The organism is Rhodococcus sp. SMB37, assembly GCF_004345605.1.
Classification (GTDB): domain Bacteria; phylum Actinomycetota; class Actinomycetes; order Mycobacteriales; family Mycobacteriaceae; genus Rhodococcus.
The window spans coordinates 88,761-111,764 of record NZ_SLVY01000003.1 but is presented as its reverse complement, the minus strand read 5'-3'; the positions used below and the strand labels follow the sequence as shown (position 1 = coordinate 111,764).

The 23,004-nt window shown below is 64.6% G+C and carries 18 protein-coding genes; 15 read left to right on the top strand and 3 right to left on the bottom strand.

Annotated features, from left to right (window positions below; genetic code table 11):
- Positions 1 to 99 precede the first annotated feature (99 nt).
- The 11 genes from EV641_RS06260 (at position 100) to EV641_RS06210 (ending at position 10,339) form a co-directional block, all read left to right on the top strand.
- The gene (locus EV641_RS06260) at positions 100 to 1,479 is read left to right on the top strand and encodes an aromatic ring-hydroxylating dioxygenase subunit alpha (protein ID WP_132471176.1); all 1,380 of its coding nucleotides are present in this window, start codon (positions 100 to 102) and stop codon (positions 1,477 to 1,479) included.
- A 50-nt stretch (positions 1,480 to 1,529) separates the two neighbouring features.
- Entirely contained in the window at positions 1,530 to 2,000 is a 471-nt protein-coding gene (locus tag EV641_RS06255) for a hypothetical protein (protein ID WP_054712805.1), read from the top strand.
- A gap of 47 nt (positions 2,001 to 2,047) precedes the next feature.
- Entirely contained in the window at positions 2,048 to 2,587 is a 540-nt protein-coding gene (locus EV641_RS06250) for a hypothetical protein (RefSeq protein ID WP_132471175.1), read from the top strand.
- Between the two features lie 69 nt (positions 2,588 to 2,656).
- Positions 2,657 to 3,463, top strand: coding sequence for a TauD/TfdA family dioxygenase (locus EV641_RS06245; RefSeq protein WP_054712801.1), 807 nt, complete (start codon positions 2,657 to 2,659; stop codon positions 3,461 to 3,463).
- Positions 3,460 to 4,164 (top strand): SDR family oxidoreductase, encoded by a 705-nt coding sequence (locus EV641_RS06240; protein ID WP_132471360.1) that lies wholly within the window; start codon positions 3,460 to 3,462, stop codon positions 4,162 to 4,164. The genes EV641_RS06245 and EV641_RS06240 overlap by 4 nt, the downstream gene beginning before the upstream one ends.
- 313 nt (positions 4,165 to 4,477) lie before the next feature.
- Entirely contained in the window at positions 4,478 to 5,869 is a 1,392-nt protein-coding gene (locus tag EV641_RS06235) for an ABC transporter substrate-binding protein (protein WP_132471174.1), read from the top strand.
- The gene (locus EV641_RS06230; RefSeq protein ID WP_347238218.1) at positions 5,866 to 7,992 is read left to right on the top strand and encodes an ABC transporter permease; all 2,127 of its coding nucleotides are present in this window, start codon (positions 5,866 to 5,868) and stop codon (positions 7,990 to 7,992) included. Before EV641_RS06235 ends, EV641_RS06230 begins: the two co-directional genes overlap by 4 nt.
- Positions 7,970 to 8,683, top strand: coding sequence for an ABC transporter ATP-binding protein (locus tag EV641_RS06225; protein WP_054712798.1), 714 nt, complete (start codon positions 7,970 to 7,972; stop codon positions 8,681 to 8,683). Before EV641_RS06230 ends, EV641_RS06225 begins: the two co-directional genes overlap by 23 nt.
- Complete coding sequence (locus EV641_RS06220; protein ID WP_054712795.1) at positions 8,680 to 9,381, top strand: ABC transporter ATP-binding protein; 702 nt, start codon at positions 8,680 to 8,682, stop codon at positions 9,379 to 9,381. Before EV641_RS06225 ends, EV641_RS06220 begins: the two co-directional genes overlap by 4 nt.
- Complete coding sequence (locus EV641_RS06215) at positions 9,381 to 9,734, top strand: hypothetical protein (protein ID WP_054712792.1); 354 nt, start codon at positions 9,381 to 9,383, stop codon at positions 9,732 to 9,734. Before EV641_RS06220 ends, EV641_RS06215 begins: the two co-directional genes overlap by 1 nt.
- A gap of 53 nt (positions 9,735 to 9,787) precedes the next feature.
- Complete coding sequence (locus tag EV641_RS06210) at positions 9,788 to 10,339, top strand: hypothetical protein (RefSeq protein WP_054712789.1); 552 nt, start codon at positions 9,788 to 9,790, stop codon at positions 10,337 to 10,339.
- 77 nt (positions 10,340 to 10,416) lie between these two features.
- Here EV641_RS06210 and EV641_RS06205 read toward each other — a convergent pair whose 3' ends face one another.
- Positions 10,417 to 12,174, bottom strand: a complete 1,758-nt coding sequence (locus EV641_RS06205) for a sulfite reductase subunit alpha (protein ID WP_132471172.1) — start codon at positions 12,172 to 12,174, stop codon at positions 10,417 to 10,419.
- Entirely contained in the window at positions 12,171 to 17,660 is a 5,490-nt protein-coding gene (locus EV641_RS06200) for a glutamate synthase-related protein (protein ID WP_132471171.1), read from the bottom strand. The genes EV641_RS06205 and EV641_RS06200 overlap by 4 nt, the downstream gene beginning before the upstream one ends.
- A gap of 341 nt (positions 17,661 to 18,001) precedes the next feature.
- Here EV641_RS06200 and EV641_RS06195 point away from each other — a divergent pair, with 341 nt between their 5' ends.
- Together EV641_RS06195 and EV641_RS06190 are read left to right on the top strand one after the other, a co-directional pair.
- Positions 18,002 to 19,426 (top strand): aldehyde dehydrogenase family protein, encoded by a 1,425-nt coding sequence (locus EV641_RS06195; RefSeq protein ID WP_132471170.1) that lies wholly within the window; start codon positions 18,002 to 18,004, stop codon positions 19,424 to 19,426.
- Between the two features lie 131 nt (positions 19,427 to 19,557).
- Positions 19,558 to 20,046 carry a hypothetical protein gene (locus EV641_RS06190; protein WP_241996883.1) on the top strand — a complete coding sequence of 163 codons (489 nt, stop codon included), beginning with the start codon at positions 19,558 to 19,560 and terminating at the stop codon, positions 20,044 to 20,046.
- An 83-nt stretch (positions 20,047 to 20,129) separates the two neighbouring features.
- Here EV641_RS06190 and EV641_RS06185 read toward each other — a convergent pair whose 3' ends face one another.
- Positions 20,130 to 20,429 (bottom strand): chorismate mutase, encoded by a 300-nt coding sequence (locus tag EV641_RS06185; RefSeq protein WP_054716255.1) that lies wholly within the window; start codon positions 20,427 to 20,429, stop codon positions 20,130 to 20,132.
- 314 nt (positions 20,430 to 20,743) lie between these two features.
- On the opposite strand from EV641_RS06185, the gene EV641_RS06180 reads away from it, so the two are divergent.
- Together EV641_RS06180 and EV641_RS06175 are read left to right on the top strand one after the other, a co-directional pair.
- Positions 20,744 to 21,622, top strand: a complete 879-nt coding sequence (locus EV641_RS06180; protein WP_241996881.1) for a hypothetical protein — start codon at positions 20,744 to 20,746, stop codon at positions 21,620 to 21,622.
- 169 nt (positions 21,623 to 21,791) lie between these two features.
- Positions 21,792 to 22,976 (top strand): thiolase family protein, encoded by a 1,185-nt coding sequence (locus tag EV641_RS06175; protein WP_054716249.1) that lies wholly within the window; start codon positions 21,792 to 21,794, stop codon positions 22,974 to 22,976.
- Positions 22,977 to 23,004 lie beyond the last annotated feature (28 nt).

Genomic DNA, 23,004 nt, shown 5'->3' with positions numbered 1-23,004 from the left:
TGCTCGGCCGAGCCGTACCAGCTGTCCGATCTGCTTCAGCTTTGCTTCAACATCCGTGTAACCACGCATCGTTCGTCGAATGTGAAGGAGTGTGCAGCCATGACGTCCACACAGCCCGTGACGTCGAATCGCCCGGGGGACTGGGTCGATACCGCGCCCCGACTCGCTGATCTCGAACCGGGACGCTTCAATATGGAAATTTCCACCGATCGCTATGTCTCGCCTGAAGTTCAGCAACGCGAACGTGAGTCGATCTGGATGAAAATCTGGCAGGTGGTCGGCCGCGAAGCAGACCTGCCCGAGGTGGGGGACTGGAAGGTCTTCGAACTGTTCGACCAGTCGTACATTCTCGTTCGCGGTAACGACGGTGTCGTCCGCGGCTTCGTCAATGCCTGCCGGCATCGCGGCAACCCCTTGTGTAACGGCAGTGGGAATTCCAAGCGTGGTTTCCTTTGTCAGTACCATTTGTGGTCCTACGATCTCGAGGGCGCGCTGAAAGGGATCCTGGCGGAGAAAGACCTAGCCCCGATCGACAAATCGAAGAACTCGCTCATTCAGGTGTCAGTGGATACCGCAGCGGGATTCCTCTTCCTCAACCCGGACCCGAAGGCAGAGTCGCTCGGCGACTATCTCGGTGCCGAAGTGCTCGACATGCTCGAGCCGTACCACCTCGACCGGATGGTCACCGTCATGGATGTGCGCGAGAAGATCGACTGTAACTGGAAAGTCGTAGTCGATGCATTCTCCGAGGGCTATCACATCTCCGGAATTCATCCGCAATTGTTGCGCGTCATGACAATCGAATCGGAGAAGAGTAGGTATCGCCTGCTCGAGCGTCACGCGGTGTCGTGCTCACCGTTTGAGGTCGCGCACGTCGACAAGTACACCCCCGAAGAACAGGTTCAGGGGATTCGCGAACTGCCCGAGACATTTCCGTCCCTCATGCGGGTTCTCCCACGGTTCGAGGAAATCGTAGACAGTCACCGAACCGACGGCGAACCCCTGTCCTTCCCGGATGGCGTCACGGCGCGGACGATCCTCCAGAAGGCCACGCGTGAAGTTCTGACAGAGACCGGCCTCGACGTCGACGGCCTCACCGACGCGCAGATGAGCGACAATCACGGCTGGGTCCTGTTCCCCAACTTCTTCATGACCGTCAGGGCCGGCGAAGCCACTGTTATTCTCGCGCAGCCGGATCCGGAAGGGGATCCCAATCGGTGCGTCTGGCAGATCATCAGTTTCATGTATTTGCCCGACGAGATGACGGACGCTCTGCGTGCGACACCTTTCGAAGTGAAGGAGCCCGGCGAGTTCAAGTACTTCGAAGCACTCCAACAGGACTACGAGCAGATGCCCCGCCAGCAGCGAGGCCTGCGGAACGAGGCACTCGATCATCTGTTGCTGGTGTCGGAGGAAGTCGTCGTGGCGCACTTCCATTCGGTCCTCGACCGGTACCTGGCGGCGGGCGCGGACGCCTGACGGGGTTCTTCGCTTCGAATGCACTACCACATCACCTCGAGGGGAAAGAAATGGACTTGCACGAAATTGCTGACGTTGCGGACGGCTACACCGGAAAAGCCCGCACAGTACTCGAGTACAGCCTTCTCATGAAGTCACTCGTGGAACTCGCCAAAGGGCCGGGATTCTCGAAAGACAGCTGGGCGCCGCTCGCCGACATCGTCGCCACCGATGAGTTCGTCCGGGTCGGAAACTTCAAGGAAGTGATGAACTGGCCCGAGTACGTCGACTTCCTCACGAACTGGGCCACTGCCTCCACCTGGGAGGGTTCGTTCAAGCGACTCACCGAAACACCCGACCTCGTCATCCTCGAACTCGAGGAACGCAGCAGTGTCGGAGATTTCTCCAGCGTCGTGAATTCTGTATCGGTCTACGAATTCGACGACGCGGGAAAGATCAGCCACATCGATGTCTACCTGCAGATGGCACTCCCCGAAGGCGCCATGCTCGGCAGTTATGAGGACGTCCGGATCTCCGAATGAGTTCTCTTCCACCCCAACAGGAAACGACCCACCGTGAAAGGACATCTATGACTCCCGAAGAGCGCATCACACAGCACCGCCGGTTGGCCGAGAGCTATCGGAACGCCTACCTGCGCGAGGGTGTGAAGGATGGCGAAGAGTACACCGACGAAAACGGGCACGATGCATGGAAGTTTGCCGACGGTGCGATCTACACCTCACCCTACTTCACGGGTGACGAGACTATCTTGATGAGCGAAGCGCTCGTCGACACCGGCCGGGCAGCGACGATGGAGGCCAAGGCATATTCGCTCGTCTTCCCCGAATGGAAGCCGACCAGTTTCGAATACTGGCCCGCCGACAACGGAGTTGTCTGGAAGACCCGGTGGCAGGGAACCACCGTAGAGGGAACCTCGATGGGCTTCTATTCGTACAGTTTCATCGAAACCAACGAGAACGCCGAGATCACCCGCTGGGAAACTCACGTCAACGACGAGTACAGCCCGTTCCTCGAAGCTGCGATCGGTGTGAGTGGTCCGTTCCACGGCAACGCCGAGTACCTCGAGGCGCTCGAACGATGCCTCGAAAAGGCGGGCGTCACCGTCTGATTCGGTTTCTCGCTCGGGGGCGGCACCGCCGCCCCCGAGTTTCTTCCAGGTGTGAAAGGAACGCTCCACATGGAGTCCGTAGCGTTATCCCCGTTGTTCGGCACAGAATTCCGCAGGATCGAGAACCTCGACGACGACGTCGTCGTCGCCCGGGTACTCGAAGCCCTGAAATGGCGGGGTGTCGTACTCATCCGCGGCCTACACCTCGACAATGATGCCCAGATCGCCTTCAGTCGTCGGCTCGGCGAGGTAGTGGAGCCGGTGAAGAACGAGAAGATCATGACGGTCTCACTCGATCCTGAGAAGACGGCGTCGGCCCAGTACCTCAAGGGCACCTTCAGCTGGCACATCGACGACACCACCAACAAGGTTCCGGCGAAAGCCACCACGCTGACCGCACGGCAGGTCGCTGAAGTCGGTGGCAGAACCGAGTTCGCCAGCACGTACGCAGCGTACGAGCAAATGTCCGAGCACGAGAAGAAGCGGTACGAGGGGCTGCGCGTTGTCCACAGTTTCGAGGCTGCGCAGCGCACCGTGTATCCGGATCCTACCGACGAGCAGGTCGAGTTGTGGCGCAAGCTCCCGCAGAATGAATCATCGCTGATCTGGGATCGTCGTGACGGGCGGCGTTCGCTGGTGGTGGGTGCAACAGCAGATCATGTGGTCGGAATGGATCCGGATGAGAGTCGCCGGCTGCTGGACGACGTACTGGCGTGGAGCACGCAGAAGCAGTTCTCCTACCTGCATGAATGGGAGGTCGGGGATCTCGTCCTGTGGGACAACACCGGGATCCTGCACCGCGCCGAATCCTACGACTCCGCGTCGGGGCGGTTGATGCAGCGAACAACGATCGCGGGAGACGAGCCATGGACGTGAGAACGGCTGTTGTCACCGGGGGTGGATCAGGGATCGGCCAGGCCGTGGCTGCCCGGTTACGCAAGGACGGACATCAGGTGGCAGTGTTCGATATCGCGCCGTCAGGTCAGGAGCTGGAATACAAGGTCGATGTGACCGACCGTGTCCAGATCGACCGGGCGTTGACCGAGGTCCGCGAACGGTTGGGACCTGTGACGATTCTCGTCAACGGTGCGGGAGCCGAGGTTTACAAACGGTTCATCAACCTCACCTGGGAGACGTGGTCGCGGGCGATCGATGTCAACCTGCACAGCGTATTCCACTGCACCCAGGCAGTGCTGCCCGACATGATCGATGCCGGCTGGGGACGCGTCGTCAACATCTCCTCGTCGAGCACCCATTCGGGGCAGCCATTCATGTCGTCCTATGTTTCCGCGAAGTCGGGGGTCAATGGGCTGACGAAATCGCTCGCGCTCGAGTACGGCCCACATGGGATCACGGTCAATGCTGTGCCCCCGGGATTCGTCAACACCCCGATGCTGCGTCGCGCAGAAGAGCGAGGGTTGCTCGGCGGCACCATCGACGAGCACATCCAACGGACGCCGGTGCGCAGGGCGGGACGCCCGGAGGACATCGCCGCCGCCTGCTCGTTCCTCACATCGGAGGAAGCCGGCTACATCACTGGGCAGATCCTCGGCGTGAACGGCGGGCGCAACACCTGAACGGGTGTGGTGATGGATCTGCGCCGGAAAACATACCCACGAGGAAAGTTATTCCACGTCGAAATAACGTATTTCAAGAATGAGAATTGCGTTATTGACATTCGAGTATGTGAGTTGCACCATATGTGAGTCGATCGCAGATCGAACGCGCTCGATGTGGTGGGGGGCTACGGGGCAGAGGGGTTGAAACGGCAGCATTTCCGAGAAAGTGCGCGGCGAGTGGCATCGTTCGCTTTGTCAACGATCCACTCTCCCTGGGGTTTTCCGGGCGCGGGGATAGCCCGAATCATCAGCACGGCCGGAAACGGCCCGGATGAAGGACTCGATATTGAAATTGCACAAGGTGGTTGTGGCGTTCGCGGCTCTCGCAGTGCTCGCAACTGGATGTGGTGGCAGGGATGGCGCGGAGGAGATCGACTCCGGCTCGGGGCAATCCGACTCGGTGGCGACAGCGAACTTCGGCGACCTGAGCGAGGTGTGCGGTCCGGGTGACGCCTCCACGGCCTCGGCCCAAGGCGTGACGGCCGACTCGATCGAGGTCGGAGTGTTCTCCGACATCGGATTCACCAAGAACTCCGAATTCGTCGACACCGCGAAGGTCTTCACCTCGTGGTGCAACGAGGCAGGCGGGATCAACGGCCGTGAACTCGTGGCCAACACCCGCGACTCGAAACTCATGGAACCACGCCAGCGAATGATCGAGGCGTGCCGCGACGACTTCGCCCTGGTCGGGGGTGGTGCAGCACTCGACGGGCTCGGCGTCGAAACCCGTCTCGAGTGCCTGCTTCCGAGCTTCCCTGCGCAGGCCGTTCAGGAGAAGTCGGCGGGCGCCGACCTGGAGGTCTCGGCATCGCCGTCGAAGATTCCCGGCTACGACAATTACGCGGGAATCCGTACCTGGTTGATGGACGAGGCGTACCCGGAGTCCAAGGGTGCGATCGGCATGCTGAACGGCGATGCTGCGGTATCCAAGTTGATCGGCGACATCAACCGCGAGACCCTCGTGGACCTCGGCGCCACTATCGTCTATGACGAGCTGTTCCCGCTGTCGGGCGTGACGGACTGGACTCCGTATGCGCAGGCCATCAAGTCCAGCGGTGTTCGCGGTCTCGTCTTCCTCGGCACTTTCGACTCGCTCTCCAAACTCGAGGAGTCCCTCACCAACATGGACTACAAACTCGACTGGATCGACGCCAACAACAACGCATACAACGATCAGTTCATCCAGTTGTTGGGGAGGTCTGCGGACTTCCAGAACAACGTCGTCGACCTCAGCGGTGTCGCTCCACTCGAGAGCGATGAGCCCGCGGTGGAAGAGTTGAAGGCTCTGTTCGACAAGTACGCGCCGGGTGCACAGATCACACTTCCCGCGATGCGCGCGTGGTCGTCGTGGCTGCTCTTCGCAAAGGCCGCTACGGCATGTGGCGACGACCTGACACGAACGTGCGTCTACGAGACGGCACGGGAAGAAACCGCCTGGACCGGTGGAGGACTTCACGTGGCCAACGATCTGGCAGAACCACTTCCGCCGCAGCCGTGCTTCAACGTCGAGCACGCGACGTCCGAGGGATGGGAGCCCGCAGATTTCGGAGCCGACAACGGCCTGTACCGATGCGACATCCCGGCGCGTGAGCTCTCCGACGGAACCTCGAGTGCACCGCTCACCCTCGCCGATGTCGGCAAGAGCATGAACGACCTCGAATGATGGACCAGTTCATCGCTTTCGGGATCGTCGGACTGTCGACGGCCGCCATCTACGCGATCATCAGCAGCGGGCTGGTGGTCACCTATGCCACCACCGGTGTCTTCAACTTCGCGCACGGCGCGACCGGCATGATGGCAGCGTTCGCCTACTGGCAGCTCAGTGTCGGTTGGGGATGGCCCGTATGGCTTGCGCTACCGGTCATCCTGGTGGTGCTGGCACCGCTGTTCGGGATCCTGGTCGAACTGCTCATGCGGCCCGTCCAGGGGCTCGGCGACGCCGAGAAACTCGTGATGACGATCGCGCTGCTGAGCGGGCTCATCGCGCTTGCACGGTGGATCTGGGATCCGATGGAGCCGCGGTCGCTGCCCAGCTTCTTCGCCGACCGGACGCCGTTCCACATCGGTTCGGCGACGGTCAGCTGGCACCAGGCAATGACGATGGTCATTGCCATCGCGGTGGCGCTCGCACTACGCGTCCTGCTGTTCAACACCCGCACCGGCGTCGAGATGAGGGCCACCGTCGACGACCGTGCGCTCGTCGGACTCACCGGAGCAAATCCGGTGCGGGCCAACCGGGTTGCCTGGGTGGCAGGCACGGTGCTTGCCGCTCTCGGTGGGGTGCTGATCGCCTCGATGGTCTCGCTCGACGCAATGCAGCTGTCGCTGTTGATCGTCAGTGCGTACGCGGCGGCGATCTTCGGAAGATTGACAAGCCTGCCGATGACATTCGTCGGAGCGATCGTTGTCGGATGCATGGAGGCGTATCTCGCCGGCTATCTGCCGCAGAACGAGTATCTGCCAGGTCTTCGGCTTGCGGCGCCGGCGATCCTGTTGTTGATCGCACTGCTCATCTTCCCGCATCGGAAACTGCGCGGACGCGAACGCAATCTCACCCAGGTGCCGGTCCCCACCGTACGGGGCACGATCGTATTCGCCGTCGTCATCGTCGTCTTCGGTCTCATGCTGGCGACGGTGCTCGGTGAAGGAGACCTGATCACCTACGGTCAGATCTTCGCGTTCGGTGTGATCGCATTGTCGATGGTCCCGCTCATCGGGTACGCCGGTCAGATCTCGCTGGCCCAATTGGGAATCGCGGGAATCGGTGCCGTGGTGTGCGCCAACTTCGGTGCAGAGGGTCAATGGTGGGCGATACCCCTCGCGATGCTCGTCGCGGGTGCGATCGGTGCGCTCGTGGCGCTGCCCGCACTTCGGCTGTCCGGGGTGTATCTGGCCTTGGGTACCGGGGCTATCGCAGTGGTACTCGATCGGTGGATCTTCCCGATGGCCTCGCTCGAGCTCTTCGGGCAGGAGTTCGCCTTCTTCAACATGGGATCGGCAAACCTGGTCGGGCCCAGCCTGTTCGGATTCCATCTCGACAGCACCGCAGAACTGACGGTGTTCGCAGCCGTGTGCCTGGCATTGGCGACCGCTCTCGTCGCGGCTATTCGACGGGGCAAGCTCGGACGCCGCTTGATTGCGTTGCGCGACAGCGAAACCGCATATGCGACATTCGGCGGAAGTCTGCTGCTCATGAAGACCCTGGTGTTCGCGATCTCGGCTGCGATCGCGGGTCTCGGCGGGGCGCTGTACGGGATGCAACTGCAAGCAGTGGCACCCGAACAGTTCAACTTCGTCGCAGGTCTCGGCATCTTCCTGATCGCAGTGGTGGGTGGCCTCGGCGTGGTCGGCAACGGGCTGTTCACCGGCTCGATGATCGCCGGACCGATGAACGCGCTGGTGGCGCTGATTCCGGCGACACAGAACTTCGTACAGACACTCCCGGCACTGGCCGGACTCGCGTACGGATCCGGCTCGGTCGACGACGGTGTCGTGCCGTCTCTGAGAGAACGATTCGACGGTGCACTGCGCAACCCGATCGCGATGGGCTCGCTCGCTGTGGCGGTCGTCGTGCTGTGGATGCTGCGGCTCGCCGACCTGATCAACGGCTATGTGCTCGTCCTCGGGATCGCAATCGCAGCCGCGGCCGCATTCGGGTTGGGGACGCGGCGAGGCCCCGAGACCTACTCGGAGCCCGAGGTCCCCGTCGAATGGTGGGGACTGCAGCGCCCGTGGGACGAGAACGACGAGGAGGTGCTCGAACGTGCCATCGCAACTCGAGGTTGAGAACGTCACCGTGGCATTCGGGGGACGCAGAGCCCTCGACGGTGTCGACCTTCGGGCCGAACCGGGGCATGTCACCGGACTGATCGGTCCCAACGGCGCCGGAAAGAGCACGCTGTTCGACGTGATCTCCGGGCTGCGCAAGCCGATGAACGGCAGCGTTGCCCTCGACGGCCGGGAGATCACCAAGCTCGGACCGGCCCGTCGCGCGCGGCTCGGGATGTCCCGTACCTTCCAACGGCTCGAACTGTTCGGGCGGCTCAGCGTCCGCGACAATCTGCTCGTCGCAGCCGAGATGGGTCCCGACCGGAAGACGGCGTCCTCGGTTGTCGACGGACTCCTCGATCGCCTCGATCTGCGCGCCATTGCCGACACGACCGCCGATGCGCTGTCGACCGGTATGGGACGCCTCGTCGAGGTGGGGCGGGCCCTGGCGGCACGTCCCAGCATCCTTCTGCTCGACGAACCCGCCGCCGGCCAGGACAGGGAGGAAACCGAGCGGTTCTCTGCGCTGCTGCGTACGGTCGCCGACGACGGCGTGGCGGTGCTCCTCGTCGAACACGACATGGAACTGGTGATGGAGGTGTGCGACACGGTCCACGTGCTCGACCTCGGAAAGATCATCAGCGTCGGCACACCCGACGAGGTTCGCAGCGACGAACGCGTCATCACCGCGTACCTGGGAGCGACATGAACCCGATTCTGGAACTTCGCGACGTCTCCGCTGCCTACGGGAAGATCACGGTGCTGCGCGGCGTGAACGTGAGCGTGATGCCCGGGCAGATCGTGGCGTTGCTCGGCCCCAACGGGGCAGGCAAGACGACGACGCTACGCGTAGCGTGTGGCGCGCATCCTGTCAGTTCCGGCCAATTGCTGCTCGGCGGCCGCGACATGACAGGTGTCTCGCCGCGCGACCTCGCCCGAATCGGCGTGTGCCTTGTTCCCGAGGGGCGCGGGGTCTTTCCCAACCTGACGGTCCGCGAGAACCTCGTGATGATGACGTTCACGGGCCGCTCGATCGAGGAGATCGAGGAGGTCGCCTACACGCGGTTCCCGATACTCGGAAAGCGCGTGGCGCAGACGGCGGGAACGATGTCCGGTGGCGAACAACAGATGCTCGCGCTGGCACGCGGACTGGCCACCGATCCGGCGGTGCTCATGCTCGACGAATTGTCGATGGGATTGGCACCTCGGATCGTGGCCGAACTGTACGAGCACGTCGCCGAGGCCGCGCGGCAGGGGGTCGCGGTGTTGGTCGTCGAACAGTTCGCCACGGCGGTGCTTCACACCGCCGATCACGCCGCGGTGCTCGTCCGCGGCGAAATCGAGATCGAAGGCCCACCGGACGAACTCGGCGACGAGCTCGCGTCCCTCTATCTAGGAAGTGCATGATGACCGCGACGGAAACACGTGCCGACAAGTTCGCACGCGAGCTGACCGAACTGAAGATCCCTGATCCTGCCGCCGGCCGGTCCGGACTGTGGTTGAAACTCGGTGTTGCGCTGATGGTCCTCGGCCCTGTGCTGGCGATCGTGGCATACCTCATGTCGCACAACACCTCCGATGCGCTCGTCCAGCGCGACGCCATCATCGTCGCGCTGCTCGGGATCGCGGTGGGAGTCGTGGGATCTGCTGTATTCGTGCGATATTCGATCACAGGGTTCTTGCGCTTCTGGCTGGCTCGTCAGTCGTACGAATTCGCTCGGCTCAGTGAGCGACTCCCCGCAGACCCCACCGCACCCTGACTCGGCTGGACCACCCACGTGGACGAGGGTCCACTCTTCGAAAGGAACACCAAGTGCGCACACATTCCATCCGTCGGGCATTGGCGGTCGCCGGAATCGCCGCCGTTGCTCTCGCCGGAGTCGTCGGTTGCAGTAGCGACGATTCGTCGGACGGGACCGACGACACGACATCGACCACCGTCGCCACCGCGACTACAGAGGCCGACGGGACGACAGAGGCCGAGACGTCGGAGGCTGCAGGGGGCGCTGCCGACGCGGAGACGACGCAGGCCGTCACCGACGCCTGGGTCACGTTCTTCAACGGAACGACCCCGCCCGAGACCCGCGCAGGTCTCGTCGAGAACGGCGACGACTTTCTCCCCGCGCTGCAGGGGATGGCCGCAGACCCGCAGGCAACGGCGACCACTGCGACAGTGGAAGGCGTGATGAGCGCGGGCGATGATGCTGCCACGGTCTCGTGGACCCTACTGATGAACGGCGCTCCCGTACTTCCCGACCAGTCGGGTGAAGCGCTGCTCGAGGATGGTCAGTGGAAGGTCTCTGCTGTCACGTTCTGCACGCTGCTCGCGATTCAGGGCGACGGTAGCACGGTGCCCGGCTGCTGATCTGCCGAAGCGGCATGGCCGAATGTCAATTTCGTGCACTTAGAGTGTATGAGGGTGACATTCGGCCATGGTGCGTGTCAGTAGACGTCGCGCACGTACCGCTTCTCGCGTTTGAGTGCGGTGACGTACTCCACGGCCTGCTCGTTGCTCATGCCGCCGTGCTCGGCGACAACTTCGTGCAGCGCGACGTCGACGTCCTTCGCCATCCTCGACGCGTCGCCACAGATGTAGAAGTGGCCGCCCTCTTCGAGCCATGTGAACAGTTCGGCGCCGTGTTCCTTCATCCGGGTCTGGACGTAGATCTTCTGAGCCTGGTCGCGGGAGAAGGCCAGGTCGAGGCGGGTGAGCAGACCCGATCCGACGAAATCCGCGAGTTCGTCTTCGTAGATGTAGTCGCAGCTGCGCTTCTGATCGCCGAAGAGCAGCCAGTTCTTTCCGGTCGCGCCGCGGGCGCGGCGTTCCTGGAGGAAACCGCGGAACGGTGCGATACCGGTACCCGGCCCGACCATGATCATCGGCGCGGTGTCGTCGGACGGGACTCGGAACGACTTGTTCTTCGTCACGAAGATCCCCACCTGGTTCTCACCGACACGGTCGGCGAGGAAGGTCGAGCACACACCGCGCCGTTCACGTTCGTCGGTGCCGTAACGCACGGCCGCGACCGTCAGGTGCACGGATCCCTCGGCGCTGTTGGGGCTCGACGAGATCGAATAGGCCCGATGCTGCAGGGGCTTGAGGACCGACAGGAGCTCTTCCGGTGAGAACGTCGGCGTAGGTTCGAGCGACAGGACATCGAGAATATCCCGGCCCCAGAGCCATTCGTCGAGGGCCGCCTTGTCTCCGTGGCGCAGTACATAGGTGAGTTCCTCGTTGCCCGTGCGCTCTTCCACTGCTTCGAGCAGGTCGACATTCGGCGCAGTGATCTCGTACCGATAGGTCAGAAGGTGTTCGAGTGTCTCGTCGTGACCGTCGGGGACCGTCTCGCCGTCGAGCCCGAGTACGCCGAGCAACGACCCCACGAGCCCGGTGTCGTTGACCGGAACGACGTTCAGTGCGTCGCCTGCCTCGTACTCGATACCCGAGTCTGCCAGTGCGAATTCGAAATGCCGGATCTCCTTTGCCGAGTCCTCGCCCGAGAGCAACCGATTGGCGGTGAGCGTGGCGGGGAAGGGGTTCTTCCGCGTCCACTGCGACTTCACCCGTGCCGGTGCGGCCTCGGAGGGAGGGGCAGCGACACCGTCGCCGTTGATGCCTTCGACGGCTGCGACGAGGGGCAGGGTCTCGGCGATCCATGCTGCGGCAACGTCCTCGAATTCGACGTCGCAGTCGACTCGCGGCACGATGCGCGTGGCTCCGAGTTGTTCGAGGCGCATGTCGATCAACTTGCCGGCCTGGCAGAACCCGTCGTATCCGGTGTCCCCGAGAGCGAGTACCGCGAAGTCCATTCCGTCGAGACGTGGTGCGGATTCAGCCGACAGCGCATCCCAGAACAGTTCGGCGTTGTCGGGCATCTCGCCCTCACCGTAGGTGGACGTCACGATCAGGACCCGGCCGAGCGACGCGAAGGCTGCGGAATCGATGTCGTCGAGTGCTGAGACGACGGGAGCGAACCCGTGCGTGCGTGCAGCCGCGGCGGCATCCTCGGCGACCGATTCGGCATTACCCGTCTGCGATCCGTACAGGATGTGCAGGGCCGGGGTCGAGCCGGTGGTCCCGACAGCGCTGGCGGGACCACCGGAGAACAGGCGGGTCTGCATGCCTGCGAGGAAGCCGGCCAGCCACGAGCGCTGGTCGGTGGTGAAGGGGGCGTCGGCGGGAATGAAAGGCGCGGTCATGCGGGAACTCCCAGGGTCGGGGCGACGAGACCGGGCACCGCGTGGCGGGCGAACAGTTCCTCGTAGCCGGGCAGATCACCGGCGATGTCGAGATTCTTGCGGCTCTGCCACAGGACCCACCCATAGGTGCCGGGCGCATCCACCGAGCGAACGTTGCGCAGTGCGAGCGCCTGCTTGTAGTCGGTGAGCCGCTTGTCGGCGACGAGGGCCGCCAGCTGGGCGTCGGTGTGTCCCGAGATCGCCTCGAGCGCATAGCGTTCGAGCTTGTTGATGAGGAAGAAATCCTCGGTGAGCAGCAGGTTGCGCGCTGCCTTCTGGACCGCTGGGTCCTCGGTTCCGGTCGAGCCCGGCACCTTCTGCAACGCCATCTCCTGCGCGGCGGCGAGCACCGTGTAGTTGTTGAGCAGCGCGTACATCGCCTCGGTGTCGGTGCCGTTCGGGGTGACGCCGCCGGCGACGGGCGTCCCCGATCGGTAGCTCGCCTTGAACTTGCGCACCTGATGGGCGACGAGTGCTGCTGCGACCTCGCTCGAGAGTTCCTTGCGGGTCGAGGCTGCGAGGATCTCATCGAAGTCCTGGTACTGCAGCAGCGCGCGCGGCATGCCGTACGCGAAGTGATGCTGCTCGACCTGCCAGTTGTCGATCAGGAACCGGGCTTTCTCGGATCCGGTGGCCTCGACGTGCAGGTGCAGCAGCCGCAGCACGGTCGCGTTGTGGATCGTGGCCTGCGGGTCGTCGCCGGTGATCGAGCCGAGCACGATCGAATCGGCGCTGGCCTTGCCGGCGAGCAGGCCTTCGGGGTCGTACTGGTAGACGAACCCGCCCGACATACCGTTGCCGACGCCCTTGCCGAACCCGCCGATGTTGAGCACCGCGCCGTTCGTCATGTACTCGCACGCGAAGTCGCCGACACCTTCGACGACGGCCGTCGCGCCGGAGTTGCGGACGGCGAACCGGTCGCCGGCCTCGCCGTGAACGAACAGGCGGCCGCCGGTGGCTCCGAACAGTGCGAAGTTGCCGATCAGCACGTTGCCGCCGCGGTCGTTCGCGCCGCCGCCGGGGGAGGCGACGACGATCTGCCCGCCGCACTGGCCCTTGCCGACACCGTCGTTCGCGGTGCCGGTGTGTCGGAGCACCATGCCGTCGTTGCAGAACGCCCCGAACGACAGACCGGCAGAGCCGGTGGTGGTGATGGTGACGGTGCCGTCGCGCAGCCAGCGGCGTCCACGCTCGTCGGACAACGCGGACGGCACGTGGCCGAGCTGTTCGTGGTTGAGTATGCGCTCGATGTCGATCGCGAGCTGCGCGCCGACGCTCTTGTTGTTGTTGGTCAGGCGCACGCCCTCGCCGAGGACGACGGTGAGCTCGTTCTCGTGGTCGAGGGCGCCGCGGAGCCGGCTGATCCACTCGTCGTCGAGCGAGTAGTCCTTCTCCAGGTATACCGGGTTGTCGATGTGGACCTCGGGAACCATCGTGAGCATTGCCCGCAGATCCAATTCACCGACGCTCGACGGATGGTCGAGCAGGTGCAGCAGGTCGGACCGGCCACGCGCGTCGCGGAGCGACTGCAGGCCCAAGCGCGCAAGCAATTCGCGGGTCTCGTGCGCGATATTGAGCAGGTACTGCGCCATCGCCCGGGGATCGCCGTTGAACATCTCGGGGTTGGTGGTCAGGCCCGCGGGGCATTTGACGTTGCAGTTCTTCGCCATGACACAGCCGAGCATCATCAGTGCGGTCGTACCGAACTCGAAGCTGTCGCCGCCGAGCAATGCGGAGACGATGACGTCGGAGGCCGTCTGATGGGCACCGGAGCACCGCAGGATCACCTTGTCGCGCAATCCGTTCGCGCACAGTGCCTGGTGGACCTCGGCGACACCGATTTCCGCGGACCGACCGGCGTACTTGAGCGAGGTCACCGACGCGGCACCCGTGCCACCGGTGTTACCGGCGACGTTGATGACGTCGGCCCCGGCTTTCGCGACCCCGACAGCGATCGTGCCGATGCCCTCCGACGAGACGAGTTTGACGATCACCCGCACGCGTGCTGCCTTCGCGTCGTGGATGAGTTGTGCGAGATCCTCGATCGAGTACGTGTCGTGGTGCGGAGGCGGGGAGACCAGTTCGACACCCGGGGTCGCGCCGCGGGCAGCGGCGATCTCGACCGTGACCTTCTTCGCAGGAAGTTGGCCGCCCTCGCCGGGCTTGGCGCCCTGCGCGATCTTGATCTCGATCTCCTCGAGCATCGGATCTGCCAGGTACCCGGCCCACACTCCGAAGCGACCCGACGCAAACTGCTTGATCCGCGAGCCGCGGATGGTGCCGTAGCGGGAGATGTGCTCGCCGCCCTCCCCACAATTCGACATGCCGCCGACCATGTTGGTGCCGTGCGCGACGGCCTCGTGGGCGTTGGAGTTGAGCGCGCCGTGGCTCATCGCGCCCGACGCGAGGGTGCGGGTGATCTCGTGGGCAGGCTGGATCCGGTCGAGACGCAGGCTCTGCGGCGCCTGTCGGATCCGGCCGAGGTAGTCGGCGGCCTCCCCGAGCGCCTCGACGGTCAGGGTGTCGCCGTAGCAGCGGTATCCGACGATCGAGGCGCCGAACCGTGCGATGAGCGACTGCGCGAGTGCCTCGGGGCGGGTGTGATCGTCGGCCAACGGACCGGTCAGGCGCAGCACGAACTCGTTGTCACCGACACGGGACGCGGAGAGTCCTCGCACCAGCATGGAGTTGTTCCCGTACCGGGCGAACCGGCCCATCTCGCGCTGGAAATCGTCGGCGGCCGTGACGTAGGTGACGTCGGCAGGCAGCGCGAGTACGTCGCGGAGCGCTGCGGGGCGGTGAGTGCGCTCGTCGGCGATCGTGCGCGCGAAGGCGCGGTAGCCGGGGGCGATGTCGAACGCGTCGATCTCGTTCGGGGTGAGCGCGCGGAACCCGCTGTAGCGATAGGCATCGTCGTCGAGTCCGTGCGCGTCGGACAGACGGTGCAGCGGAAGCAGGCGCAGCGCGTCGGTCAGATCGGCCTCGCCTGCCTGCTCGACCGGCAGCGTGACCGCTTCCTCGGTCATGTCGACGAACCCGCGCACCGCGGTGGTGCCGAACGAGTGGCCGGCGCCGTCGGCGCGTTCCTTGAACAGGCCGAGCAACGGTACGTCGGTCTCGCCCCGCACGCTCAGGGCGTGCTTGTGCCAGTCGGCGACTGCCTGCGCGATAGTGGCGAATCCGACGCCGCCGACCGGGGTCTTGACGTTCGGGAACCAGCGGCTCAGCACCTCGTCGTCGGTGTCGACATAGCTCGGTTCGAAGAACTCGCCGCCGATGTACGACTCGACGGTACACAGACCCACGCGCCCCATGGTCTTCATGAGTGACTTCTCGGCGGCCTTGCGGAATTTCAGGAACGCCGCGTCGGCGTCGTCGCTGAACTTCTCCTCGGCACGCATCTGCACCGTAAGCGGGTAGACGGAGGCGGCACCGAAGCCGAGGGTCGCGGCGATATGGTGCGACGAGAACAGCTGACCGGATTCGACGATCACGGACACCCGGAGGCGCACACCGTCGTCGATGAGTCGCTGGTTCACGGCCGCGACCGTGAGGATCATCGGCAGCGGCGCACGATCTGCGGACACGTGACGATCGGTCAGGACCGCGATACCGCCTGTGGTGCGGGCGAACTCGGTGATGCTGTCGGCGACACCGTCGACGGCGGTGGCGAGAGCTGCAGAATTGGCTTCGGTGTCGTCGAACACGGGGGAGTACAGCATCTCGAAACGCTGCACCGGCGTCTCGAACTGCTCGCGGATCCGGAGCATGTCGAGGTGGGTGAGGATCGGTGTGGGCACCACGAGCTGGGCAGCAGAAGGCGCACCGCTACCGGGGCGTGCCCCGAGTGCGACCCGCAGCGTCATTCCGTCCGCTTCGCGGATGGAGTCGAGCGACGGGTTGGTGACCTGGGCGAAACGCTGGGAGAAGTACTTCGCGACACCACCCTCCTGGTCGGACAGGGCATTGATCGCGTTGCCGTAGCCCATCGCCGAGATCCGCTCCTGACCGGACGCGAGCATGGGGTCGAGCATGAACCGGAACGATTCCTGGTTGAGAGAGTACGACACGTAGCGCTGGTGGCGCTCGAGATCGCCGTTGTAGCGCAGCGGCGAACCGGCCTTCTCGGCGGGGACCGGGGGCAGCGCATCGAGGTTGCGGCGGGCCTCATCGACCTTCGTCGCGTAATCATGCTGGGCCGCAAGGATCTCGAGTGCCTCGTCGGTTCCGTACGACCTACCCGTGCGGTGATCGAAGTACAGCATTCCGCCGGCTTCGATGCGTCCGCGGCGGATCACTGCTTCCGGTGCGAAGTCGAACTGGCCGGCCTCGGAGGTGACGGCGAGATACTCGTCCGTCTCGACGGTCCGCAAGGGGCGCAGGCCGAGTCGGTCGAGGCGTGCACCCACGACGGTGCCGTTGCCGAAGATCAGTGCCGCGGGACCATCGTTCTTCTCCTCGTAGAGCGAGAAGTACTCGAGCATTGCGCGCACCTGCGGCGACACGGTCGTATCGTTCTCCCACGCGGGCGGCACCATCTGCACGACAGCGGTGACGAGATCCAGGTCGCCGGCTGCGATGCGTGCCGCAAGTGTCTGGTCGAAGCGGCAGCTGTCGGACTGTCCGGGCGGGCGGATGATGTCGCGTCCGGCGGCCCGCGCCTGGGCGCCCTCGAACAGGCGGTTCTTCCGGTCGGTGTTGAGCTCACCGTTGTGGGCCATCAGCCGGAACGGCTGAGCCATCGTCGGATGCGGATCGGTGTTGGTGGAGAAGCGGGTGTGGAAGAACAGGGTGTGCACCGCGTGCCGTGGGTCGACGAGGTCGCGGAAGTAGGGGATGACTTCGTGAGAGTTCAAGCGACCCTTGAGAACCTGGGTGCGTGCACTCAGAGACAGGGGGTAGAGCCCGGCGAGGGCGGGCTCGGTGTAGGCGCGGGCCTCCACCGTGAGTAGCACCTCGTGCAGGAGTCGGTCGAATTCGTCTGCCGACGCGCAGTTCTCGGGGCGGCCGAAGATCCACTGACGGATCGGAAGCTGACGCACCACGGCGGCCGGGCGGAGCACGGAGTCGTCGACGGGGACATCACGGACGCTGACGACCTCGATTCCGGCCCCGGCAAGTGCGTCGGTGACCAGAGCTTCCGCGTCGTCGTGTGATGACCCATCGACAGGCATGAAGAAGTTGCCGACACCGAATTCCTGTGCACGCAAGTCTTTTCCGGTGAGCGCGGAGAAGAAGCCGACAGACAGGTCGACGTTGACGCCGGCGCCGTCGCCCACACCCTCGGCGGACATGCCGCCGCGGTGAGGGACCACGCACAGGGCTTCGTGCCCGCGGGTGAGGACCTCGTGCGTCTGCACACCGTCCTTGCGGGTGATGAACCCGACTCCGCAACTGCTTTTGTCGAGCGAGCTGTCGTACAACCCGGTGTCGGCGTGATGCGTCAACGGACAATCCTCCTCGGCGATTCGAAGTCGACCGACGGCGGCAGAGGGCGCTTGTGTGCAGAGGTGTTGCACAGAGGGCGCGGAAGCGAGACCGGTGCCGACGACGGTGATCAAAGATAGGAACAGACGTCTTTGTCCGAATGCGCCGAGCGTTGCGACGGTGGAGCGCGCGAGCAGCGTTGTCGATTGTAGCGCACAGGTTACGGCTGTGGGTCCGCGTCGTACGTCACAGGCGTACCGGCCAACACGTGAGTGCCGCAGGTCACAGCGGTCGGATACGCTGCGATCGTCGACCGGTCCGTACGTACAGGTAGCAGCGAAGAAGAGCAGGGGTGTTGCAGATGAGTGAAGTTCTCGACCGCACCAAGATCTACATCGGTGGGCAGTGGGTCGATTCCGACTGCGACGGCAGCATCGAGGTCGTCGATCCTGCCACCGAACAGGTCATCGCGACTGTTGCGGAGGGCGTCGTCTCCGACGTCGATCGCGCGGTGGCCGCGGCCCGCGCGGCATTCCCGGCCTGGTCGGCCCTGAGCGGTGCGGAACGCGCCGCCTATCTGGGGAAGATCTCGTCGCTCGCCAACTCGCGTGTCGACGAACTCACCGCGACCGTCTCGCAGGATATGGGTATGCCTCTGAGCCTGGCGAAGCCGGTGCAGATTGGTATGCCGCTGAAGAACATCGCCGCATACGCCGCACTGGCCGGCACCTACGATTTCGACGACCAGGAGATCGGCAACGCTCTCGTGGTGCGCGAGCCGATCGGTGTCGTGGGGGCGATCACCCCGTGGAACTACCCGCTGCACCAGGTGGTCCTCAAGGTATTCGCGGCACTTGCGGCCGGATGCACAGTGGTCCTCAAGCCCACCGAAGTGGCTCCGCTGATCACGTACGCGCTCGTCGACATCGTCGACGAAGCGGGTCTGCCGCCAGGTGTCCTCAACGTCGTCAGCGGCTACGGCCCTGTCGTGGGTGAGGCCATCGCCGCGCATCCCGACGTCGACATGGTGTCGTTCACCGGGTCGACACGCGCGGGCAAGCGTGTAGCCGTGGTTGCTGCGGAGACGGTGAAGAAGGTGGCGCTCGAGCTCGGCGGTAAGTCGGCGAACCTCATTCTCGACGACGCCGATCTCGCTGCTGCCGTCACCGAGGGCGTCGGCAAGTGCTTCCTCAACTCCGGTCAGACCTGCACGGCATTGACCCGCATGCTCGTGCCCGCGGAACGACTTCCCGAGGCCGCCTCCATCGCTGCCGAGGTGGCGAAGGCCTACACCGTCGGGCTCCCGTCCGAGCCGGGTTCGAAGCTCGGTCCGCTCGTGAGCGGAACGCAACAGCAGCGGGTGATCTCCTATATCGACAAGGGTGTCGCCGAGGGTGCCGAACTGACGCTCGACGGACGCGAGCACGGGTTCACCACGGGGTACTTCGTCGGTCCCACGGTGTTCAGCAATGTCACCGAGGACATGACGATTGCCCGGGAAGAGATCTTCGGACCAGTCCTGTCGATCATCGGTTACCAGGACGAAGACGACGCCGTGCGCATCGCCAACAACAGCGAGTACGGACTGTCGGGTGGTGTGTGGTCGGGAGACCCCGCGCGCGCGGAGGCCGTCGCGCGCCGCATCCGCACCGGGCAGGTGTTCGTCAACGGGGGCGCATTCAACACCGACGCTCCGTTCGGTGGTTACAAGCAGTCGGGTATCGGGCGTGAGGCCGGGGTGTTCGGGCTCGAGGAGTTCCTGGAGATCAAGACGATCCTGCGCTGAGTGGCACTCCGTGCCGTGCGCCGCGACACGCCACCTTCGACGGTGTGTGACGTCCGGCGCTTTTCGGACGATAGTCGAAGTAGGCGATGAATCGCGGCGCACGGCACAACGGCACAGGAAGAAGCGCGGCTATGTATTGGTCGGCGAATGTGGGTGACGGTGGCCCCGGCGGGGTCGGCCTCGGCGGTGGTCCGGGAGGGGATTCGCCGCCCGGTGGTCGCGCCGAGCACTTGCGCAGCATCCTCGAAGCCAAGCTTCCGGATCTCGCCCCCTGCGCGCGACTTCTGGCCGGCAGGCGTGACGTGGACACCGCACTGCTGGATCGCGCGGTCGCGCGCGCTGCGGCGACCTGGTATGAGCCCGTGGGTCCGGAGCTGTGTGCCTACGTTCTGTACTGGTTCGGGTATCTGTTGCAGATGCAGCGGCCTCGGCTCGGTCCTCCGCATCCGGATCTCGGCGTGGACGACACCGTGCTCTTCGGGGCTCTGTCGCCGCTCGAACAGGTCACGATCGTGCTGAGTGCGTACGACGGCCTGCCCTCCTCGCGGGTCGCGGCATTGGCCGGCCGGGCGCTGGCCGAGTTCGAACTGGACGAGTCGGCTCGCACGGTCGTCGGATAGGAGCGCGTCCGGTTCGTGGCGGCGCAGATCGAGGCACGAAGCCCCCGCACCGGTGGTGCGGGGGCTTCGTCGAAGCGGGGCGGTCAGGACCGGCGCGTACGTCCCAGGCGCAGCAGGGTCATGGCCAGGGTCTTACCATCGTTGCCGAGTTCGGCGAACCGGTCGAGCACGCCCATCTCGTTGGCCTGTGCTTCGCGGGTCTCACCCGATTCTTTCGCTGCGGCGCCGATCTGCTGGGACAATTCGGAGCGCCGCTTGACCGCCTCGAGGATATGAGCATCGAGGTCGCGGATCTGGTCGAAGAGGTTTCCCAGGTCCGTGTCGTTGGCCGACGGTGCTGCTTCGGCGCGCTCGATGCCAGGCGAATCAAGCTGGATGGTCATGCAGATTCCTCCGGTCTCGTCTGAATCGTCACAGATTGTGTCGCGTTCACCGGCGTGGGTGTTACTCATCCGTACATGAAAATTCTCGGACTCTGCAGCCATGACCGATCCGACCCCCCATAAACCCGGTGTGAACAGGATATATACCCCACCTGACCGGTTGGTATGGTAATCGTCACACTGGCGTGTGCCAAGGCTTTGTGCTGGGCGTCCGATGGGGCGCTCGGCGGTGGGGGCCGGGTGCGGTAGCGTCGGGCCGCGACCGGCATTCACCGGAGGCGTCGGGGCCTCCGGTGCTCCGGAAGGGAGTACCTATGCAACGGCCGATTCTTCGGAAGGGGCAGGGCCCGGAAGAACGTCAGGGGCATGCGGATGGCCTGGTGCGTCCGGTGGAGTGGGGGCGTCCGAGGTGGAATATCAGGGCCTCGATCTCGATAGTCCTGGCCGCGGTGGTGAGTGTCGTCGCGTTCGTCGGTGGATTGTCGTCCGACGACTCAGACCTCGGGCCGGAGTCCCGTTTCTTCTTGATCCTCTCCGCACTGATGTTGCTCACCGCGGCGTTCGGATGTGTGTTCTGGTGGCCGCGGCGCGGTAGACCGGGCGTGCGGACCCTTCGTCGGGGTGGTCTCGGCGCGGCGACCGAGATCCGCTCACGTTTGTCGGTCTTCGTTGCCCTCGTCGCGATGGTGGGCTGCGCGGCAGCGCTCGCGGTGGGGGCCGCGGTCGAGGTGTTCCTGTTCAACAACGGCATCCCTTGGGTCAGCCTCGTTCTGGCGCTGTTGGGTGTGCCGTGTGTGGCGTTCGTGGTCGAAGTCGCGCTCGGTCGTCTGGCGGTGGGGGCGCTCGTGCTCAGTCCCGACGGAATCCGGCAGCGAGGATGGTCGTTCGAGTCGTACCTGCCCTGGATGTCGGTCGCCGGGGTTCGGGCACTGGATTACGGCTACCCGGAGACGTGGGTCGAGGGAACGACGACGGCGGCCTGGGCGCGTCGCCGCACGAGCACGTTGTTCCGGCTGGACCGGTTCCCGGAAGCGCCGCGGATCGAGATCGACTCGCGGCGCTACGCGGTCGACCCGGTGCTGCTGCACAGGATCCTCGAGTTCTATACCTGCAACCCTTCGGCGCGGAGCGAACTCGGCACTCCGCGGGCGATCGAGAGGTTCCGGCGAGCGGGCCTCGGCGTTGCCGGCTGACCGGTCGTTCGGAAGTCTGATTCTCTGATTGTGAGAGTGGCACTTCCCTTACGTTCCGGGTGAGAGTAGATTGTTTTCTGGAATCTGCGGCACTGAGTGCCGTAGCCTGCGTCTGGGTGCACAGCACACGGCCCAACACAATAGTGTTCGACCAGATTGGATTGCAGATATGACCACTCCGGACCCGATCGTCATCGTCGACGGCGCGCGTACCCCCGTGGGAAGCTTCGGCGGCGCGTTCAAGGATGTACCCGCCCACGAGCTGGGAGCGGTTGCCGTACGCGCAGCGCTCGAGCGGTCCGGTGTCGCCGGTAGCGACATCGACGAGGTGATCATGGGCTGCATCGGTCAGGTCGGTGGCGACGCATACAACGCACGCCGTGTTGCCCTCGCTGCGGACCTGCCGATCTCGACCCCCGCGTTCACCGTCAACCGCCTGTGTGGTTCCGGGCTGCAGGCCATCTGGTCGGCGGCTCAGGAAATGCGGTGGGGCGGCGCCGACATCACCGTCGCCGGTGGCGACGAGAACATGTCGCGGATGCCGTTCTACGATTTCGGCGCCCGCAGCGGCTACAAGCTCGGCAACCGCGAGCTCGTCGACGGCACCACCGGCATGCTCACCGACCCGTTCAGCGGCAAGCACATGGGCGTCACGGCCGAGAACGTCGCCCGTGAATACAACGTCACCCGCGAGCAACAGGACGAGTTCGCCCTGGAGTCGCAGCGGCGCGCCGACACCGCAGCAGCCAAGGCTGCCTTCGCTGAAGAGATCACCCCCGTCGAGGTCGGTGGCCGCAAGCCGTTCACTGTGACCACCGACGAACATCCCAAGCCCGAGACCACCCTCGAAGGGCTCGGCAAACTGCGGTCGGCGTTCGTCAAGGACGGCACCGTCACCGCCGGTAACGCGTCGGGCATCAACGACGGCGCCGGCGCGGTCGTGCTGGCCAAGCAGTCCGTAGCACGCGAGCGGGGCCTTGCGGGCTCCGTGGTGATCGACTCCGTCGCCGTCGCTGCGATGGACCCGTCCCTGATGGGATACGCCCCCACGCATGCGCTCGCGAAGCTGTTCGAGCAGACCGGCACGACGCCGTCCGACATCGACACGATCGAACTGAACGAGGCCTTCGCCTCGCAGGCGATCGCCGTGATCCGCGACGCGAAGCTCGATCCCGACAAGACCAACCCGTACGGCGGCGCGATCGCTCTCGGCCACCCCGTCGGCGCGACCGGCGCGATCCTGACTGTCCGTGTCGCCAAGGACCTGGTCCGCCGCGACCTCGAGCTGGGCATCGTCACGATGTGCATCGGTGGTGGCCAAGCTCTGGCCGCGCTGCTGCGTCGCGTGCGCTGACAGAATCCGAACGACAGGTCGGGGGTCG